This window comes from Mesorhizobium sp. M0152, assembly GCF_040322415.1.
Classification (GTDB): domain Bacteria; phylum Pseudomonadota; class Alphaproteobacteria; order Rhizobiales; family Rhizobiaceae; genus Mesorhizobium.
The window spans coordinates 1-16,801 of sequence record NZ_JAMYTH010000020.1; the positions used below are offsets into that span (position 1 = coordinate 1).

Sequence of the window (16,801 nt, forward strand, 5' to 3'; positions counted from 1 at the left end):
CAGATCGACGCCTCTACCCGCTCAAGGTCTATGACATGCACGCCATCTCAGAAGGAGGCGGCCCTCCCGCGCAGCGGGTTCGTGCGTTGGGCGCAAAGCAGCCATGCCGCCGTCGCGTTGTGAGACTCTGATTTGGTGACAAGCAAAACCGCAGCCCCTACGACTCGTCCCTCTCATCGCGCAAATTAGACACAACGCGGCGGTTCTGCGACCTGCAGGCGGCGTCGGGGCAGTCGCGGACGAGCCTGTCCTTGCCATAGCCCTTGGTCCACATGCGGTTGCGGTCTATGCCGCCGGCGGCGAGGTAGTCCATCACCGCATCGGCACGCTGCCTCGACAGCGCCGTTTCACTTGCGCCTGGATCGTCGGCGAAACCCTGCAGCTTGAGCAGCCAGCGCGGATGCTTTGCTAACCAGGCGATCTGGGTGTCAAGGGTGGCCTTGGCGACAGAATCGAGCGCGGCCGAACCTTGCGTGAAATAGGTGCGGCGGCCGACATTGAGGATAAAATCCTCCTCGCTGCCCGGCTGCACGTTCTGGAAACCGGCAATCTCGGTGTTGGTGACGTCGGGGGTGGGAGGGGCCAGCGTGTTGCTGGTCGAGCAGGATGCGGCCAGCACCAGCAGGCCGGCGGCGAGCAGCCGGCGCGTGGTTTCAATCATGCGGTTCATGATGCGCCAATCATTCGACAGTGGTGGAAGCGGGCGCCTGGTCGGCGATGTGCGGTAGGACCTCCACTGCGGTGCCGATCGGGCACCGCTGATAGAGGTCGATGATATCTTCCGGGAACATGCGGATGCAACCGCTGGAAGCGTCGGTGCCGATGGTCCATGGCTCCAGCGTGCCATGCAGGCGGTAGCCGATGTCGGCGCCGTCGCGGTACAGATAGAGCGCGCGCGGCCCGAGCGGATTGTTGGACGCGCCGCCTGCGACCATGGGCGGTAGGTCCGGCTTGCGCTTACGCATTTCGGGGGGCGGGACCCATTGCGGCCACAGCGCGCGGCGGTCGATCGTCGCGCGGCCGTACCATTTGAAGCCGTCCTTGCCGACGCCGACGCCGTAGCGGATGGCGGTCTTGTTTTCCATGATGAGGTAGAGGAAGTGGTGGCGGGTATCGACCACGACGGTGCCGACCGGCTCGCTGCTGAAATACTTGACGATCTGGCGATGCCATCTCTTGTCGATCTTGGCGAAGTTGGTCTTGCGATAGACAAAATTGTTGTCGCTGGCGGGACCGGCGAAAAAGGATTTTGCCGTCGCGGCTTGAACAATATTGCCGGTTGCACCCACCGCGACCAGCGCCAGGCCGCCGAGCACGACACCCCTGCGTGATAAAACCATCGGCAATCCCCCATGCCGTAAGCCTGACGGACCATAGTCGAGAATTATTTCGCCTCAAAGTGGAAAATGCTGCAGTGGGGCCGGAAGCAGTAGGTCCGCCTGTGGTGCAGGGAAGAACGATTGCGGACCGATTAACCAGCAAGTCGGCAGCGCTTGCCGGCATCATCCCGCTCCTCATGGCCTCCTTCATCATTGCCGTCTCATTCGGCAGCGAGGTCGAACATTGCTGGTTCCGCGAGCGCAACCTCGTCGTCAGTCGCGGCAACGCCCATGGCAATCTTCATCCTTGACCAATCCATATATGGCTGGGATCACCACCAAGGTCAGGAGGGTAGACGAAATCATGCCGCCGATCATCGGCACGGCGATGCGCTGCATCACTTCCGAGCCGGTGCCGGTGCTCCAGAGGATTGGCATCAGGCCGGCCATGATGGCAACGATAGTCATCATCTTCGGCCGGTAGCCTCCCGGAACCTTCCGTCTGGATTGTTGTTGTCTTAGACAGGAGGAACCATCATGACCGACGACAAGACCAAGCGCGACTTTCGCGATCGCGACCGCGTGTCTGGGGACGAGGAATATGAGGTCGGATATCTCGCCAGCAAGTTTGGCCTCTCGATACCGCAGGCCCGCGATCTCATTGCAAGACACGGCAACAACCGCGAGACGCTGGAGCGCGAAGCCAAGGCGCTCGGCAACAGGTGACAAAGCTTTCAGATATGGCGCCGCCGATCACGAGCGCGTCGGCATGCGGCAAGCCAGTGCCTATGCGGAGCATTTTTACGCCTGTCCAGTTTGCGGCCAGTCAGTTGATCGCCGCGATCTGCGGCAGGTCTCCGGTACGAGCAACTCGGGTGCTCTCCTCCGCTTGAAGGATTGCGTAGGAATCGAGCTCCAGCACCTCACAATATGACGTTACTTTGCTTGGTCTCTACGCAATGACTCGCGGCATACCAAAGGCGAATGCCCGAACCTTCTGGAACATGTCCGGGAAATTCATGAAGGACCGGGACATTCCTTTTTCGCCCGACGAAATTGGAGCCATCCATGCGCATACTCTTACGAGCCAGCTTTCATGGCCTGTCGCACCTTCAGCAGCCCATTTCCGCATCTTGGAACCATTCTGGCCGGGATGTGTTCGAGGTTTGGGCAGCCGACCCGCGAAGATGACAGAACTTGATCGATCAACGCAAAGGCCTATTGCCGAAATCAACGTCGATTGATCGGCATCAAACCGGCCGCAGGCGCCTGAGCAAGTTCCTGAAATCCGCAGCCGGTGCGAAAGCTGCCGCCCGACGTTGGCCCATTACCAAGCGAGCTTCATAGAAGATCCGATGCTCGGGGCAAACGATACACACTCATACCATGAAGGCCCCCGATGACGCAGCGATACGACTTAGAGAAAACGCCAGAAGGATCGTGGGACGTCATCGACGTTTTCACCGGCATGCCCGTTGTCGAGGTAGGCGTTCCATTGATCGACATGCCAATCGAAGAAGCCGACGACCTTCTTGAGCTTCTGAACTATCGCGACTGGAGACAGCGGAGAAGCTCCTAGTCGGCGATCATGGAACGAAGGCTGCGCGAAGCTAGATGAAACCGAACCGTGCGGTCCGGGGGCTGGCGCCGAGCCTAACCGGTACGGGTCACTTCTCCGGCTATGTTAATATGCGCCGAAAGCTAATGTAAGTGCAAATAGCAAGACGGAACGTCAGTGGCCGCTACTCTAGCGGCCCTCGTGATGGGCATTGAAAACGCCAGGGACCAACGACAAAGCAAATGAGCGCGGAAGCCGGCCGTCAGCATTCGTACCGCCGTGATCGCCGCGGTGTCGATCCGTCACCAGCCAGCCGGCCAGAATCTCGGCGCCTCTCAATTAGCGCCGTTCGGTCGGCATAGTGCCGTCACCGCCGCGCACCCGGATGAGACGGGCGCTGATCGACCCCCCTGCCGTGACGCTGTCGGCGCTCGTACGGCTGCCTCTTCACTGCCGCGGCCGAGTGAATTTCCTCCATCCCGCCCGCGAAGTTCGTCCGACATTGCGGCGCACGCGGGATTGCGGCCGCGCCAGCTGCAGTTGGCCATCCCAGCGAGCGCCTAGGCGGAATTGTCAGCAACGCCGGTTAAGAGCGCACGACCAGCGGCACGAGACCCTCATGGTGCTGGTCGAGATAGCAGACAATGCGGCCGCCGATGCGCTGGAAAGTCAGGTCGACTCTCGCTTCGCCGACAGCCAAATGTCTGATCACGATGTTGTCGATGCCTATGGGCAGCCGCGGGGATTCGACGCTGATTTCGCGCTTCCAGCCGTCGATACGGATGCCCAGACAGGCCTGCAGCATCATAAATGCAGCGCCAGCGGACCACGCCTGAGGCAGGCAGGCGACAGGATAGGCCACTGGCGCATCGCTGGCGGCACGGGTGAAGCCGCAAAATAGCTCTGGCAGCCGCATGTTGAAGCGGACCGCCGCCTCGAACATGCCGCTCATCAGCTTCACCACGCTGTTCCGCTCCTGGTAGCGGGCAAGGCCCGAGGCGCAAATCGCTGTGTCGTGCGGCCATATCGAGCCGTTGTGATATGACATCGGGTTGAATGGGATCTCGTCGTCGGCCAGCGTGCGAACGCCCCAACCGCTGTGAAAATGGCCCGACAGCAGCTGCGTCGCTATCGCCTGCGCTCTTTCCGCTGATGGCAGCCCGACATAAAGCAGATGACCGGCATTGGACGCGCGAACCGCGCATTGTCTGCCCTCTCCGTCTATTGCCAAGGCATAAAAATCGCGGTCCGGCATCCAGAAATGCGTCTCCACCGCCTCGCGGATTCTCTCCGCCAGCTCCGTCCAATGCGCCGCCTTGGCTTCGTCGCCACGTTTGGCTGCCAATGCAGCCATGCCCTGGTATGCCGCGAAGACGTAACCTTGCACCTCGACCAAAGCTATTGGCCCCTTAGGAATAGTGCCATCGACGTGGAAGATCGCATCAGCGCTGTCCTTCCAGCCCTGGTTGAAGAGGCCTGTATCCGCTGCCCTGCTGTAGGTTACGAACCCCTCCCCGTTGCGAGCTCCGACCTGTTCCATCCACGCCGTGGCAGCACCCAGTGAACCCCAAATGCGGTCGACGAAGTCCTCGTCTCCGGTTCTGTCAGCGTAGGACGCAGCCAGATAGACATACAATGGGGGTGTCGACGCCACCATAATAGCGGCCGAACGGCAGCTCGCGAAGCACGGCCATCTCGCCCTTGCGCGTTTCGTGCATGATCTTACCTGGCTCTGCGTCTCCGAAGATCGAGGTCTCCGTGGATTGATACCGGGCGAGAAACGCCAGCACCCCACGAGCAAGCTCGGGATTGAGCCAGAGCATCTGCAAGGCAGAAATGACTCCGTCACGGCCGAAAGCCGTTGAGAACCACGGAATGCCGGCATACGGGTACGGTCCTGTCTCGAGGTCCGTCGTCAGCAGCGCGATGTCGGCTCTTGTGCGGGTCAGCCAGTCGTTGAAGACGCGTCCGGAACTGAAAACGGTGGCGCCCTGCCGTCGCTTTGAGCGCATGGCGAATCGCGCTCGCGCGGCGGCGGCACGAAACCGGTCACTGGATGGAAGCTCTTCGCCATGGCCAACCTCCAAGTATAGCACCCTGCGGTCACGGCTCGGCACGACAATGAGGAACTCGGCGTAATTGGGATGCACCCGATCGGGCTTCTTGGAAAATGCAATGACCGACTGGCGTGCCACATTATCGAGCCCCTCATATCGAAATGTGACGCTTGCCTCCCCGACCAGCGCCTCATGGGCACGACCGCGACGGCTGCGCGTGGTCCCTCGCACCTTGAACATGTCTCGGAAATCGGCATCGAAGTCGAGCCGGACCGGCAACGCTAACTCGCGCGCGGAGTAGTTCGTGAAAGTGATGCGCTCGAACATGCGGTCTTGCCAGATGAACCGAGTCCGATCGATATGGATGGCGCTCGCGGGGGCCTCGCTGCCGCTCGGCCCTACCGCAACCAGGTTGGTGAGATTGGCTGTGAACAAGATGTTGTCTTGCGACAAGGAAGCGCCAAGCAACGAAGGCATGTGGCCACCAATCAACATGCGGAAGCGCGACAGCACACGCGTGTCATCGCGAAAAAGCCCGTCGCCGGTGCCCCGTATGTCGCCGTAGCTATCGGCGACGATGAAGCAGTCCTCGTGCTTGAGCGCAAATTGCCGATGTGGCTCGCGCGGTGCGGATTCATCGAGTGCCGGGAGCGCCAAGGCGGGATCAAGTTTGCGTTGTTCGGCTTCAGTACTCATATCAGCCCTCCTGTTGAGAACAGACCAAGCCGGTGAGACATATGTCCATTTCGCCCGACGCTGGCACGGAGCATCAGCAGCGTCTGTACTCCTCACCAAATCCTGTGGTCATGCGATGACAACCATCGTTCGCTTGTTGGCCAACAATTGACGAGAGCTGCATCAGTGAGCATGCGACCGCAGAGGACTTAGAGCCCGCGTCAGCTCAATGTCTTTCAGCGGCAGCTTTTCGCGAGCCAAATGCTCTCTCTCGCTGCCCATAAGCGTCCGATAGATCGCCACATAGTCATGGCACATGCGCTCGGCCGAAAACCGCTCTTCAAAAGTCCGCCGCACCTTGACACGATCCAGGGCGCCTACCCGCCGCACCGCGTCCACAGCTTCGTCGAGACTGTCCACGACTAAGCCGGATACACCGTCATCGACCACTTCTGGAACGGCACCGCGGTTAAAGGCTATCACGGGCGTCCCACAGGCCATCGCCTCTATGGAAACGAGCCCGAAGGGTTCCGGCCAATTTACGGGGAACAGAAGCGCTGTCGCATTGCCCAAAAAGTCCGCCTTTTGCCTTTCATCGATTTCGCCAACGAACTCGACGTTAGGATTGCGACGCACCATCGGTTCAACTCGCTCGGCCCAAAATGATTGATCCACTTTGTCGATTTTGGCCGCGATCTTCAGCGGCATTCGAGCGCGCGCGGCGATCTCGATGGCGGTTTCGGGCCCCTTTTCCGGTGAGATGCGACCAAGAAAGGCAAGATAGCCGGAGGCTTTCGGGCAGTACGGGAGTCCCGTGGAAGGCCGTGATACACGGTTCCGACCCACTTGACTGGCAACATGGGTCGTCGTTGGTCAAAGGATATCGAGACCAGCGGAATGTCGTTGAACATCGCGTAGAGCTGCGCCAAGTCCGGGAGATCAAGGCGGCCGTGAAGCGTTGTCAGGGTTTGCTGGACAAACTCCCGGATTATCGGGAAGTGGAGGACGTCGACGTGAAAATGCAGCACATCGAATTCGCTAGCCCTTCTGCGCACGCGTTCCAGCATCATCACAAGGTATGGAATATCGCTCTGAACGTTGGGGTTAAGGCGCAATGCAGCGTCGCAACACGGCACCAATTCGGCCGACGTACGTGAATCGCCGCTGGCGAACAAGGTCACGTCATGGCCTTGCCGAACCAGTTCTTCTGTCAGATATGAAACAATTCGTTCGGTCCCGCCATAGAGCTTGGGGGGTACGGATTCCATGAGTGGAGCGATCTGGGCTATTTTCATTTTCGGACATCTTGACTGAGAGACATCTTGGAAAACAAACTCATCCTCGAACGAACCGGCCGCGTTACCTCCTTCGCTATGCATTAAGCTGAGTCAACGAATCTTTCGTCTGTTCTAAGCGGATGTTCCAAATTGCGTCATCTGGCGACCACGGCGGCGACTCGGGCGCGAGCAGGTCGTTCTCGAGCAAAGGCGACAAACATGCGACGGGCCGCCTCGGAACTGCCCGCGGCAGCCAAGGCTGTTTTGCAGGTATCAAGCGCAATCGCGTGTGCGGCGTCGCGTGTTGATGGCGGCCAATCGCTAAGAAGCGCGTAGGCCTGCATCACACTACTGATCTCGGCTGTGTACCCAAGCTCCTGCAGAACTCTGACGGGCTTGCTAAAACGCTTACCCCCGATTTCGTTGCCCTGCTCTTCGACCTCTTCAATACGGAGCCCGCAACTTTGCTTGAGACCCGGCGCATTGGCGACGTCCAGTGCTGAACGGCGATCCTCATGCGGCCTCAATGCAACACGCCATCCCGGCTCAGGTGTGTCATCGCAGCATGAGACCGCGGGAGCCGGTATCGACGTTGCGGCCGGCCTGGGCGATGATAGCGATGCTGATGACGTGATCATTTTGTCCTGCCCAAGGCTGTTCAAAATCCTCACCCAGTGCAGCTAGGGGCTGAGCCTGGGTGCACCAGTACCCGAGGCCCCGAGTGAATCGCCCGTCTGTATCGGACCCCACTATCAACACCTGAGGATCTGTTCGATCCTCTACGAACCTCGCGCACATCTCGAGTCGAGCTAGTCCAGGTATTTGACCTTTCAAGGGCAGCTGCAAAAAAATTTGGCACTCCGGCGCAGAGAGCGGTAGCCCATTGGATTTGTGCGACTATTTCCTTGCCTGGCCTGCATATAAATTGGTGGGAAAGACCCGAGCTGTCCGCCGCGGAACTCCGCAAATTGGGTGAGGGATTCGAGTAAAACGAACCCGAAAAGGGAGGAATTAGAATTATCGAACATTGTGGCTCGGTTCGAGCTCTTTCGGTTTCATACGATTTGGTCGGTTTCCTCCACACCGCCGACAGGACACAGCGAGTCCTAAGTCGGCGCTCAGTTTACACGGAACACCGAGGGCTGCTTGGGCCAAAATGGAGCCAGCCCCGAGCGGCCCGGCGTCGAGGGGGGGCGGGGGGACTGGCGCCGAGCCTAACCGGTACGGGTACTTCGCCGGCTGCCTCAATGTGCGCCAAAGCTAACGTAAGTGCAAACGGCAAGACGATGCGTCAGCGGGTGCTAACGGCCTCTTATGCTCGACGCCACGACTTGTCGCGTTGGAGTTCACAACTTCCTGGTTCTGGCCGTTGAAACCGTGGGGAACGAAAGCACCTAAGGGCAGACGAAGAGCTACCTTTCATCTGCCCTCGTTCCGACCACTGCCGGACCGAAAGATCAGCTTGAACGGTCGAAACGGCCCGATTTACGACATTCAGCGAGCAATATCGAGGCTGTGCTGCTGAAACTAACACAAATCTGCTCGGCCATCGGCAGCGAACACCATGCGGTTAGCTCCGCAACCAGATGATCGCTATCCCCGTTTATCGGCGCCGAAGCAAGCTGCCCGTTCTTAGCCATCGTGATCACCACGGTTCCGTATGCACCATATCCAATCGCCGCCATCCGACTGATAAGCGGGTCGCCGTCGACGCGAACATCGAACAGAACAGAGCCGCCAGTTTTTTTCCGCGACATCGCCCACGCGATTCGAAAACGGCCGATTCATACCGTCCTTATTGGTGAGCGACTGCTCCAGCAAGACCAGCTCAACGTACTCCGCCTTCATGTAGCGACTATGGGCGCGCAGCCGCAATCAGCAATGCTTCCAAATCTTTTCACACAGAAATCCCGATGACCGGCGGGGGCACGGCTGTGGTCAATAGATCAGACCAATATGCCCGTTGGCATAGCGATATCTGAAGAGAGGATTGGGCTGATATGCCGATCCAGGCCATTGAACCGCGTCGGCTCTACCGAAAGGTCGTCGACCAACTCAGGCGACTGATCAGTCCATTGCACTCTTGATCGTTTGTCCCGCGTGGCCTGATGGAAAGTATCAGTCTGGATTTTTCCAGGCGCTGGAACCGAGTTTGGCACGGTACGTTTTTGGTGATGTCCTTGGCTGCCGCAAGGGAGGAATATTGAAATGAACATCAAGACTTTCGCTATGGGCGCGATCGCGCTCGCGATGGTAAGTAGCGCCGCAATGGCTGGGTCTACCACCGGCACGTCCGCACTCGACGATCCGGCCAAAATGTCGCCGTTCTTCACCGATGCCGGCATGAAGACATTGAGGTCGGAAAGCGATTTCAAGACCGCGTGGATGGCCATGAAACCTGATGAGCGTACGGCGGTGCTGAAAGACTGCGGTGATACCAACCTTAACAAGTCGCACGCAGATTTCTGCACGATGGCCAAGAAGGTCGGTGGCTGAAACTAGTCTGCAGCTTGTGGCGAACCTTGAAGGCGGACCTCGTGTCCGCCTTTCGGTTGAGCCGCCGCACTTGCAGGCTGCGCGCAGACAGAGGGTCAGCAGCGGGCCGGAACCGGCGCGCTGATCGGCGGCGCCGGCGGCGCCCTCGTCGGCCAGGCGATTGGCGGCAACACCAAGAGCACGGTCATCGGCGCGGCCAGCGGCGCGCTGCTCGGAGCGGTCGTCGGTCCAGCCACGACGCCGCAGCGTCGCGGCGAACAGCGCTGCCGCTATCAGGACCGCTACGGTCGCATCTACACCGCGCCCTGCGACCATCGGTATTACAACGCCGATTATTGAGCAGCGAGAGCGTTTATCTTCCTCCTTCCCTCTTGGGGAAGGGAGGGCCCAAGCCGGACAGAACGGTTAGGGTTGGCATCGCGGAACCCGGCATCGCTTCCCAGCAGGCGCTGCCGGGGTCAGGCACAACGACGTCATTGTTTGGGCATATGACGGTGTTACGGGGGTGATGCGGCGGGTTTAGGAGGGTCGGACATGACCACGACAAGCCTTGCCGGCACCCTGAAAAACCGCGGCAAACAGGCGGCCAAGCGCCTGCTTGGCTACGATTCCCGCAACTGGCTGCGCATACGCCAGATCGAGGCGTTCAGCCTTTTTCTCCAAGCGGGAAACCGCAAAGCCTCAGACGTGATCGAGATCTCGCCCGGCTGGAACCGCTATTGGCGGGCGATGTGCCCCAATTACCGGTCGGTCGATTTCCCCGACTTCGACATCTGCAAGGATCGCACCGACGAGCAATATTCCATCGTCATCGCCGACCAGGTGCTGGAACATGTCCAGCGGCCGCATGCGGCGGTGCAAAACATCCACGCCATGACCAGGCCCGGCGGCTGGGCGATGGTGGCGACGCCCTTCCTGTTTCGCGTGCACGCCAGGCCGCACGACTACAGCAGGTGGACGCCGGCCGGCCTGAAGCAGCTGATGGTCGAGGGCGGCTTCCGCGAAGCCAACGTCAAGGTCCATGGCTGGGGCAACAAGGCCTGCGCCAGGGCCCATATCGGCGGCCCGGTCCGCGCCTACGGCCTATGGCGCGACTTGAGCAATGACGAGGAATACCCCCTGATGGTCTGGGCATTCGCCCAGAAGGAGTGAGTGGCGCGATCTAGCCCCCTCCCCCGGTTGGTGCAGTTCAGCCTAGGACCCCGGTCGCATTCCCTCGCCCAAGCCAGCGCTCGGTGGCTCCTAGTCGATCAGCGCAATCGGGTCCGAGAAGCTCTGGTATTCACAAAAACCGCCTGACGTGCCGACAAGCACGACCGCGGCATCCGATGCGATCACGCCGCTGGAGACCAGGTTTCGCAGGCCAGTCAATGTCGCCGCGCTTGACAGATCGAGATAGAATCCGCACCGTGCCAACCGCTTCAGGTCGTCGCGAGCACCCCCGTCCTCTGTGACTGCCGCCGATTCCTTACATGATCCGATCGCATCCAGCGCCTGGTAGGTTACGGCCGAGCCGCCGATTGATGTCAAAGCAGAGTCGCCGGCGAAACTGCCGCGATAGTCCTCCCCGGCAAGCGCCTTCGATATTCGCCCGAACGGCTCGACCGCATGAATGCGCGGCCGTTCCTCGACGAGCCCGGCCATATGCTTGCCAGCGATGCCAAAGAAATGCTTGAACAGGCCGCCCATATGCCCTTTGAGGCCTGGGTGCTAGACTGCCGGCAGGACAATCCCATGGCAGACATTTGCAGTCGTCTCAGGGAGGATGCTCGAACAAGCCCCCTCCCCGTCGTCGCGCTAATCGCGCCCGGCGCCGAGGATCAGCACATCGCGCTGCTGAAGTCAGGGATTGATGAGAGTTTTGTCCGCCCCCTGGCGCCGGCGAAGCTGCTCGACTACTGCGCGCAAGACTGGGAAGCGGCCGTCGATCGGGAATGTCACCGCAAGGTGCGACGTCGCTCAGCTACGCCGATATCGAAATGCAGCTCGACACGCATCACGTGCGCTGCAACGGAACCGAGATATCGCTCGGGCCGATCGAGTTCAGATTGCTGCGCCGTTTGCTGGAGAACCCAGGCGGGGCGCTCAGCGGCAACGAACTGATTGGGGCAGTCTGGCCCGGCAATGTCTATGTCGGTGCACGTACGGTCGACGTTCACATCAGCCGGCTGAGAAAGTCGATCAGGCATTCGGCCCATGGCGATGTTATCCGCACCGTCTGGCTCGGCGGATACGCGCTGGAATCTCAAACGGCTTAGGGCAGGACCAATGCGGCCATGTTTTGGCTGCTGGGAGCCGCGATTTACTGCCGTAAAAATCGGGTACCTTTGGCTGAAAAAACATGCCGTTGCGGCAAAACTCCGGATGCCACAGTCGAACCCGCACCTGTGAGAAGCCAGCAGATCAGCCGGCAGTAAAGACCCCGACCCGGGCCGTTAACCTTCTGTTAACCGAAAACTTCTTGCCGGGGTTGGCCGAATCGGAGCTTAATAGCGGTTGTTGAATGGTTTCATCGCTAAAAGCGCCAATTCAGGTTCGGACGAGAATGAACATCGCCATGCGGTTACCACGCTTCGAGTTCGATGACAAAATCCTCGAGCAGGGGGCTGAGATATCGCGACGCCTAAACCAGCTTCGCATGGAGAAATTTCCACCCAACGCGACCAAGACGCTGCGCCCGTTTTCGATGGCTGAGGTGGCCCACTATCTCGGTGTATCGCAGAACAATTTGAAGCGCCTTCATCTTGAGGGCAAGGGTCCCCTGCCCGATCAAAAACCCTCGGGCCGGCGCTCCTACACGGCCGAGCAGATGCTTGAGCTGCGCCATTTCCTTGACCGCCACGGCCGGACCGAGGTCAAAAAATACGTCCCGCATCGCAAGCCCGGAGATAAGCTCCAGATCGTGGCGGTCGTGAACTTCAAGGGAGGCAGCGGCAAAACCACGACGGCGGCTCACCTGGCCCAGCACCTGGCCCTGACAGGCCATCGTGTGCTGGCAATCGACCTTGATCCACAAGCGTCGCTGTCAGCGCTTCACGGTTTCCAGCCGGAACTGGACCGCAATCTCTCTCTTTACGAGGCCATCCGCTATGACGAGCACCAAAGGCCCATTTCGGAGGTGATCACGCCGACCAATTTCCCGGGCCTGGATATCATTCCGGCCAACTTGGAACTCCAGGAGTACGAGTACGACACCCCGCTCGCCATGCAGGACAAATCCACCAATGCAGGCAGGCAATTCTTCACGCGAATCGCAAAGGCGTTGTCAGAGGTGGATAGCCGTTACGACGTCGTCGTCGTCGACTGTCCGCCGCAACTTGGCTACCTGACCTTGACTGCAATGTCGGCAGCGACGTCCGTCCTGATTACCGTTCACCCGCAAATGCTCGACCTGATGTCCATGAGTCAGTTTCTGCTGATGCTTGGCGGCATTTTGAAGACGGTCAAAGCTGCCGGAGCGCGGATCGAGTTGGACTGGTTTCGCTATTTGATTACGCGCTACGAGCCGACGGACATTCCGCAGGCGCAGATGGTCGGCTTCATGCAGTCCATGCTGGCCGGTCAAATCCTTGAGAACCCAATGCTCAAGTCAACGGCCATCTCGGATGCTGGATTGACCAAGCAGACCCTCTATGAGGTCGAGAAATCGGCCTTTACACGCTCGACCTACGATCGAGCGCTCGAGTCGCTTGATGCGGTGAATGCGGAGATTGCCGAACTCATCCATCGCGCATGGGGCAGGTCGTGACAATGAAGCACTTTACGGCAGTAAAACCCGGTGATTTTTCCCGCGAAATCAGTGCCCTAGCGGCAAATCGGAGCGAGTGAATGGCGCGAAAGGATGTATTCGGGAGCGTGATGGGGGCGGGGGCTCCAGCTGCGGAGGTGAGAGACGTCTCCGGCTATGCCGTGCGAGGCGCCTCGCGCTCGATCATGCAGTCCTTCGAGGAGCTTTCCAAGAGTTCGGTGGTCGACCTAGATCCCACGCTGGTCGACAGTTCATTCGTTTCAGATCGTATTGACGACGACGATGAACCATTTCAGGCGCTGCTGGCGGCGGTCCGTGAACGCGGGCAGGATTCTCCCGTGCTGGTCAGGCCGCATCCCGAGATCTCAGGCCGTTTCCAAACGGTGTTTGGTCACAGGCGTGTCAGGGCCGCACGCCAGCTAGGCATTCCGGTTCGCGCCGTCGTGAAGAAGATAGGCGATGAGGAGCATCTCCTCGCCCAAGGCCAAGAGAACGCCGCTAGAGCCGACCTGTCGTTCATCGAACGGACGCTTTTTGCGGATCGCATTCTCAGGCGGGGCTATTCGCCCGAGACGGTCAAATCGGCGCTAGCGCTGGACGACACGACATTTTCGAAGATGCGTACGGTCAGCGCTCACGTTCCGGAGGCGATCGTTTTGGCCATCGGAGCGGCCAAGGGCATCGGCCGCGATCGCTGGTGGCAGGTTGCCAAGCTGATGGAGCATCCTGAAAATGGCAAAAGAGCTGCCGAGCTTGTGAAAAGCAAAGAGTTTGCATCGTTTGAGAGCGATGGTCGCTTCACGCGTCTGTTTGAGGTTCTAAGCAGCGTTCCCAAGCGGGCCCGTGCGTCGGCAAAGCCTCAAGAAAGGGCTTGGGCCCCGCAGGATAAGTCCGTGCGCGTCAAGATCACCGACACCGGAAAGATGTTTACGCTTGCCTTGAAGTCCAAGGAAGCATCGCCTTTCGGCGCGTTCATCGCCGACCGACTCGACGAACTTTTCGAGGCTTTCCGGGAATCGGAACTGGCAAAGAAAGCAGGAGACTGAAACCGCAAAAGAAAAAGGCCCCCGAACGTCACCGTCGCGGAAGCCCTTCTCAGGTCTGTAGCAAGCCGAGAATCGCATTTCCCCGAATCACTGTCAAGAGTCGTGGCGCCGTTTGGGCGAGCAGATTTCTTTTGCCTGATTGAAAGGTGAGGGAAATGGAGAGTGGGTACGCAACGACGCCCTTTGGGCGGCGGCCGATGACGCTTGCCCTGGTGCAGGCGAACACGGCAGCGCGGGAGATTCCACAAGGATCTCTCGTGGAAAAGTGGCAAGTCTATCGTTGGCTCTGTGAAGGGAAATCGATCCTGGGTGTGGGCGATCGTGCCCTGGCTGTGCTGAGCGGTCTGTTGTCGTTCTATCCCGACGACCAGATCAGCGAGGAAAATGGCCTGATGGTCTTTCCCTCGAATGCACAGCTGTCGCTGCGGGCACACGGCATGGCCGATTCGACACTGCGGCGGAACCTGGCCGAACTGGTGCAGTGCGGTCTTATCATTCGCCGCGACAGTCCGAACGGCAAAAGGTTCGCTCGCAAAGGGCAGGGTGGGGCTGTCGAGGAAGCATTCGGGTTTTCGCTGGCTCCGCTGCTGACACGGGCGGCGGAGTTTCAGCGCGCCGCCGAGCAGGTCCGTTCCGAGAGCCGAGCGCTCAAATTGATGCGAGAGCGGATCACTCTGCATCGTCGCGACATTCATAAACTTGTGGAGGCGGCGATTGAAGAGGGGGTCGCCGGCGACTGGGGCGGCATGTGGAGGCGTTTTCGGGCTATCGTCGATGCAATCCCGCGCCGTGCTGGACTGCCGGAGCTGGAAGGGATCGTCGCCAGACTGGCCGCGCTTCATCATGATGTGGATAGGATGCTGGAAAACCTTACCTATTCCAAGATTCCTAGCGGCAATGAGTCCCAAAATGAGCGGCAGCAATCAGATTCAAACACAGACTCTACTTTTGTATTTGAACCTGCTTCCGAGAAAAGCGGGGTCGCGGTCGAGCCAACATATGCCCCGGCCGAGAAGCCGAAAACGTATCCGATCGGGCTGGTGCTGAAAGCCTGCCCCGAAATCGCGGAATATGCCGGCAGCGGGATCGGGAACTGGCGCGAATTGATGATCACCGCAGCCCAGGTGCGGGGCTACCTTGGCATTTCTCCCTCGGCGTATGAGGAGGCCTGCCATGTGATGGGCCAGGAGGTCGCCGCAATGGTGATTGCCTGCATTCTGCAAAGGGCACAGCACATCAACTCAGCAGGCGGTTATCTGCGGGTGCTGACCGAAAAGGCACGAGCGGGGCAGTTTTCGGTCGGGCCGATGCTGATGGCGGCCTTGCGAGCGAACGGCGTGACGGCAAAGATGACAGCGTAACGGATGGCGAATCGGAGTTCGTGTCGAGGCAAATGCTTGCATGACGCATCATGTGAGGCTATATTTTGCCTCACATGAAATGGAGAGTGATATGCTAGCTTTCGGCAATGTCGCCGACGTGTTGGGGCTGCCCGTGAAAGAGGTGGCGGCGCGGTCGCCTTTCGGGCTGATCTCCCGGATCGAGAATGGACTTCCCATTGGGGCGCTTGAGCGCGTCGCGCGTCTTCTGGCGCCCGGCGATGCTCAGTTCAAATACCGGCTGATCCCCAAGGCGACCTACGAGCGGCGCAAGACGGTCCATCGCCTCTCGTCGGACGAGGGCACGCGATTGGCCCGCGTGGCGCGCGTCTGGGGTCTTGCTGTCGATGTCTGGCAGAACGAAGAAGAAGCGCGTGACTTCTTGTTTCGGCCGCACCCGATGATCGAGGACAAGAGACCAATCGACGTCGTTATCTTGAGCGAATTCGGTGCCGAAATGGTGGTCGATATCCTCGGAGGTCTGAAATACGGCAGTGCTGCGTGACGGCGCAGACTCTCGATCGCACGCTGTCGTCCTTTCGCATCGGCGATCCGGCAGGAACCTACCCGATCTTCGACGCGACCGGCTCGACAATCGCGCCAGGGCGATGGAACACGCCCGGAACCCCAATCATCTACACCAGCGAGCACTACTCGACAGCTCTGTTGGAAAAGCTTGTGCATGGCAGCGGCCGGCTGCCGCCCAACCAGCACTACATTGAAATCACGATCCCACGCGGGCTGAGCTACGAGGTCCTTTCCCAGCCGGCACTGCCCGGGTGGGACGCGATGCCGGCAACCGTGAGCAAGGGATTTGGCGAAACATGGTGTTTAGAACGGCGCAGCGTCATCCTGCTGGTGCCGAGCGTCGTGGCGCGTCTCGATTGCAATGTGCTGATCAACCCGGCGCATCTGGAGTTTTCAAGGATCGAGGCAAGTCTGCACCAGCCCGTCTACTGGGACCGGCGGCTGTTTGGCGCGTAGCCCAAGGGGAGGGGCTTTCTGTCGCCCACAACCCCGAGGCCCTGGTGAGATTGACGCGGAACCGGTCGCCTCGGTGCTGGTTTTCGCGTCATCTCGGCCGAGACGTGGCCGACGTACAATTGCACATAGCTTCTCATCGATAGCGGCCGACGAGGCAAGCCCTGCGCGCAGGAAGAGCTAGGCAAGTTTTTAGCCCGTTTCCCACAGGGTTGCTGTGCACGCCGGCGACAAGCGTGTCTGCCTCGCCAACGGTGCTGGGCGA

Annotated in this window: 18 protein-coding genes and 3 pseudogenes; 12 read left to right on the forward strand and 9 right to left on the reverse strand. The window is 59.7% G+C overall.

Going from position 1 to position 16,801, the window contains the following annotated elements:
• Nucleotides 1-157 precede the first annotated feature (157 nt).
• Nucleotides 158-670 (reverse strand): OmpA family protein, encoded by a 513-nt coding sequence (locus tag NKJ26_RS19950; protein ID WP_352696635.1) that lies wholly within the window; start codon nucleotides 668-670, stop codon nucleotides 158-160.
• Nucleotides 671-680: 10 nt separating this feature from the next.
• Nucleotides 681-1,340: a L,D-transpeptidase gene (locus tag NKJ26_RS19955; protein ID WP_352696636.1), complete on the reverse strand. Its 660-nt coding sequence runs from the start codon at nucleotides 1,338-1,340 to the stop codon at nucleotides 681-683.
• On the opposite strand from NKJ26_RS19955, the gene NKJ26_RS19960 reads away from it, so the two are divergent.
• On the forward strand, nucleotides 1,328-1,630 hold the full coding sequence (locus NKJ26_RS19960) for a hypothetical protein (protein WP_352696637.1): 303 nt from the start codon (nucleotides 1,328-1,330) through the stop codon (nucleotides 1,628-1,630). The genes NKJ26_RS19955 and NKJ26_RS19960 overlap by 13 nt on opposite strands.
• On the opposite strand, the pseudogene NKJ26_RS19965 reads toward NKJ26_RS19960, so the two are convergent.
• Nucleotides 1,593-1,802 (reverse strand): annotated as a pseudogene (locus NKJ26_RS19965) (efflux RND transporter permease subunit); the annotation flags it as partial. The gene NKJ26_RS19960 and the pseudogene NKJ26_RS19965 overlap by 38 nt on opposite strands.
• A 54-nt stretch (nucleotides 1,803-1,856) precedes the next feature.
• Between NKJ26_RS19965 and NKJ26_RS19970 the strand changes: the two are divergent.
• Complete coding sequence (locus NKJ26_RS19970; RefSeq protein WP_352696638.1) at nucleotides 1,857-2,045, forward strand: DUF3606 domain-containing protein; 189 nt, start codon at nucleotides 1,857-1,859, stop codon at nucleotides 2,043-2,045.
• A gap of 673 nt (nucleotides 2,046-2,718) precedes the next feature.
• Complete coding sequence (locus NKJ26_RS19975; RefSeq protein WP_352696639.1) at nucleotides 2,719-2,898, forward strand: hypothetical protein; 180 nt, start codon at nucleotides 2,719-2,721, stop codon at nucleotides 2,896-2,898.
• 565 nt (nucleotides 2,899-3,463) lie between these two features.
• Here NKJ26_RS19975 and NKJ26_RS33590 read toward each other — a convergent pair.
• The 5 genes and pseudogenes from NKJ26_RS33590 to NKJ26_RS19995 form a co-directional block, all read right to left on the reverse strand.
• Complete coding sequence (locus NKJ26_RS33590) at nucleotides 3,464-4,513, reverse strand: amylo-alpha-1,6-glucosidase (protein WP_502903146.1); 1,050 nt, start codon at nucleotides 4,511-4,513, stop codon at nucleotides 3,464-3,466.
• Entirely contained in the window at nucleotides 4,482-5,630 is a 1,149-nt protein-coding gene (locus NKJ26_RS33595; protein WP_502903147.1) for a glycogen debranching N-terminal domain-containing protein, read from the reverse strand. Before NKJ26_RS33595 ends, NKJ26_RS33590 begins: the two co-directional genes overlap by 32 nt.
• Before the next feature lie 162 nt (nucleotides 5,631-5,792).
• A pseudogene (locus tag NKJ26_RS19985) lies at nucleotides 5,793-6,904 on the reverse strand (glycosyltransferase family 4 protein).
• Nucleotides 6,905-7,041: 137 nt separating this feature from the next.
• Entirely contained in the window at nucleotides 7,042-7,413 is a 372-nt protein-coding gene (locus NKJ26_RS19990) for a DUF982 domain-containing protein (RefSeq protein ID WP_352696640.1), read from the reverse strand.
• A 930-nt stretch (nucleotides 7,414-8,343) separates the two neighbouring features.
• On the reverse strand, nucleotides 8,344-8,643 hold the full coding sequence (locus NKJ26_RS19995) for a hypothetical protein (RefSeq protein ID WP_352696641.1): 300 nt from the start codon (nucleotides 8,641-8,643) through the stop codon (nucleotides 8,344-8,346).
• 451 nt (nucleotides 8,644-9,094) lie between these two features.
• Between NKJ26_RS19995 and NKJ26_RS20000 the strand changes: the two genes are divergently transcribed.
• The 3 genes and pseudogenes from NKJ26_RS20000 to NKJ26_RS20010 all read left to right on the forward strand — a co-directional run bounded on the left by NKJ26_RS20000 (nucleotide 9,095) and on the right by NKJ26_RS20010 (nucleotide 10,534).
• Nucleotides 9,095-9,382 carry a hypothetical protein gene (locus tag NKJ26_RS20000; protein ID WP_352696642.1) on the forward strand — a complete coding sequence of 96 codons (288 nt, stop codon included), beginning with the start codon at nucleotides 9,095-9,097 and terminating at the stop codon, nucleotides 9,380-9,382.
• Between the two features lie 63 nt (nucleotides 9,383-9,445).
• Nucleotides 9,446-9,721 (forward strand): annotated as a pseudogene (locus NKJ26_RS20005) (YMGG-like glycine zipper-containing protein); the annotation flags it as partial.
• Between the two features lie 195 nt (nucleotides 9,722-9,916).
• The gene (locus NKJ26_RS20010; protein WP_352696643.1) at nucleotides 9,917-10,534 is read left to right on the forward strand and encodes a class I SAM-dependent methyltransferase; all 618 of its coding nucleotides are present in this window, start codon (nucleotides 9,917-9,919) and stop codon (nucleotides 10,532-10,534) included.
• A gap of 90 nt (nucleotides 10,535-10,624) precedes the next feature.
• Here NKJ26_RS20010 and NKJ26_RS20015 read toward each other — a convergent pair whose 3' ends face one another.
• Nucleotides 10,625-11,071 (reverse strand): hypothetical protein, encoded by a 447-nt coding sequence (locus tag NKJ26_RS20015; protein WP_352696644.1) that lies wholly within the window; start codon nucleotides 11,069-11,071, stop codon nucleotides 10,625-10,627.
• 245 nt (nucleotides 11,072-11,316) lie between these two features.
• Between NKJ26_RS20015 and NKJ26_RS20020 the strand changes: the two genes are divergently transcribed.
• The 6 genes from NKJ26_RS20020 to NKJ26_RS20045 all read left to right on the forward strand — a co-directional run bounded on the left by NKJ26_RS20020 (nucleotide 11,317) and on the right by NKJ26_RS20045 (nucleotide 16,539).
• On the forward strand, nucleotides 11,317-11,640 hold the full coding sequence (locus tag NKJ26_RS20020) for a winged helix-turn-helix domain-containing protein (RefSeq protein WP_352696645.1): 324 nt from the start codon (nucleotides 11,317-11,319) through the stop codon (nucleotides 11,638-11,640).
• 287 nt (nucleotides 11,641-11,927) lie between these two features.
• Nucleotides 11,928-13,130, forward strand: coding sequence for a plasmid partitioning protein RepA (gene repA, locus NKJ26_RS20025; RefSeq protein ID WP_352696646.1), 1,203 nt, complete (start codon nucleotides 11,928-11,930; stop codon nucleotides 13,128-13,130).
• An 80-nt stretch (nucleotides 13,131-13,210) separates the two neighbouring features.
• Complete coding sequence (gene repB / locus NKJ26_RS20030; protein WP_352696647.1) at nucleotides 13,211-14,176, forward strand: plasmid partitioning protein RepB; 966 nt, start codon at nucleotides 13,211-13,213, stop codon at nucleotides 14,174-14,176.
• A gap of 155 nt (nucleotides 14,177-14,331) precedes the next feature.
• Entirely contained in the window at nucleotides 14,332-15,537 is a 1,206-nt protein-coding gene (repC, locus tag NKJ26_RS20035) for a plasmid replication protein RepC (RefSeq protein ID WP_352696648.1), read from the forward strand.
• A gap of 91 nt (nucleotides 15,538-15,628) precedes the next feature.
• Nucleotides 15,629-16,060, forward strand: a complete 432-nt coding sequence (locus tag NKJ26_RS20040; protein WP_352696649.1) for an antitoxin Xre-like helix-turn-helix domain-containing protein — start codon at nucleotides 15,629-15,631, stop codon at nucleotides 16,058-16,060.
• Entirely contained in the window at nucleotides 16,057-16,539 is a 483-nt protein-coding gene (locus tag NKJ26_RS20045) for an RES family NAD+ phosphorylase (RefSeq protein ID WP_352696650.1), read from the forward strand. The genes NKJ26_RS20040 and NKJ26_RS20045 overlap by 4 nt, the downstream gene beginning before the upstream one ends.
• Nucleotides 16,540-16,801: the final 262 nt, after the last annotated feature.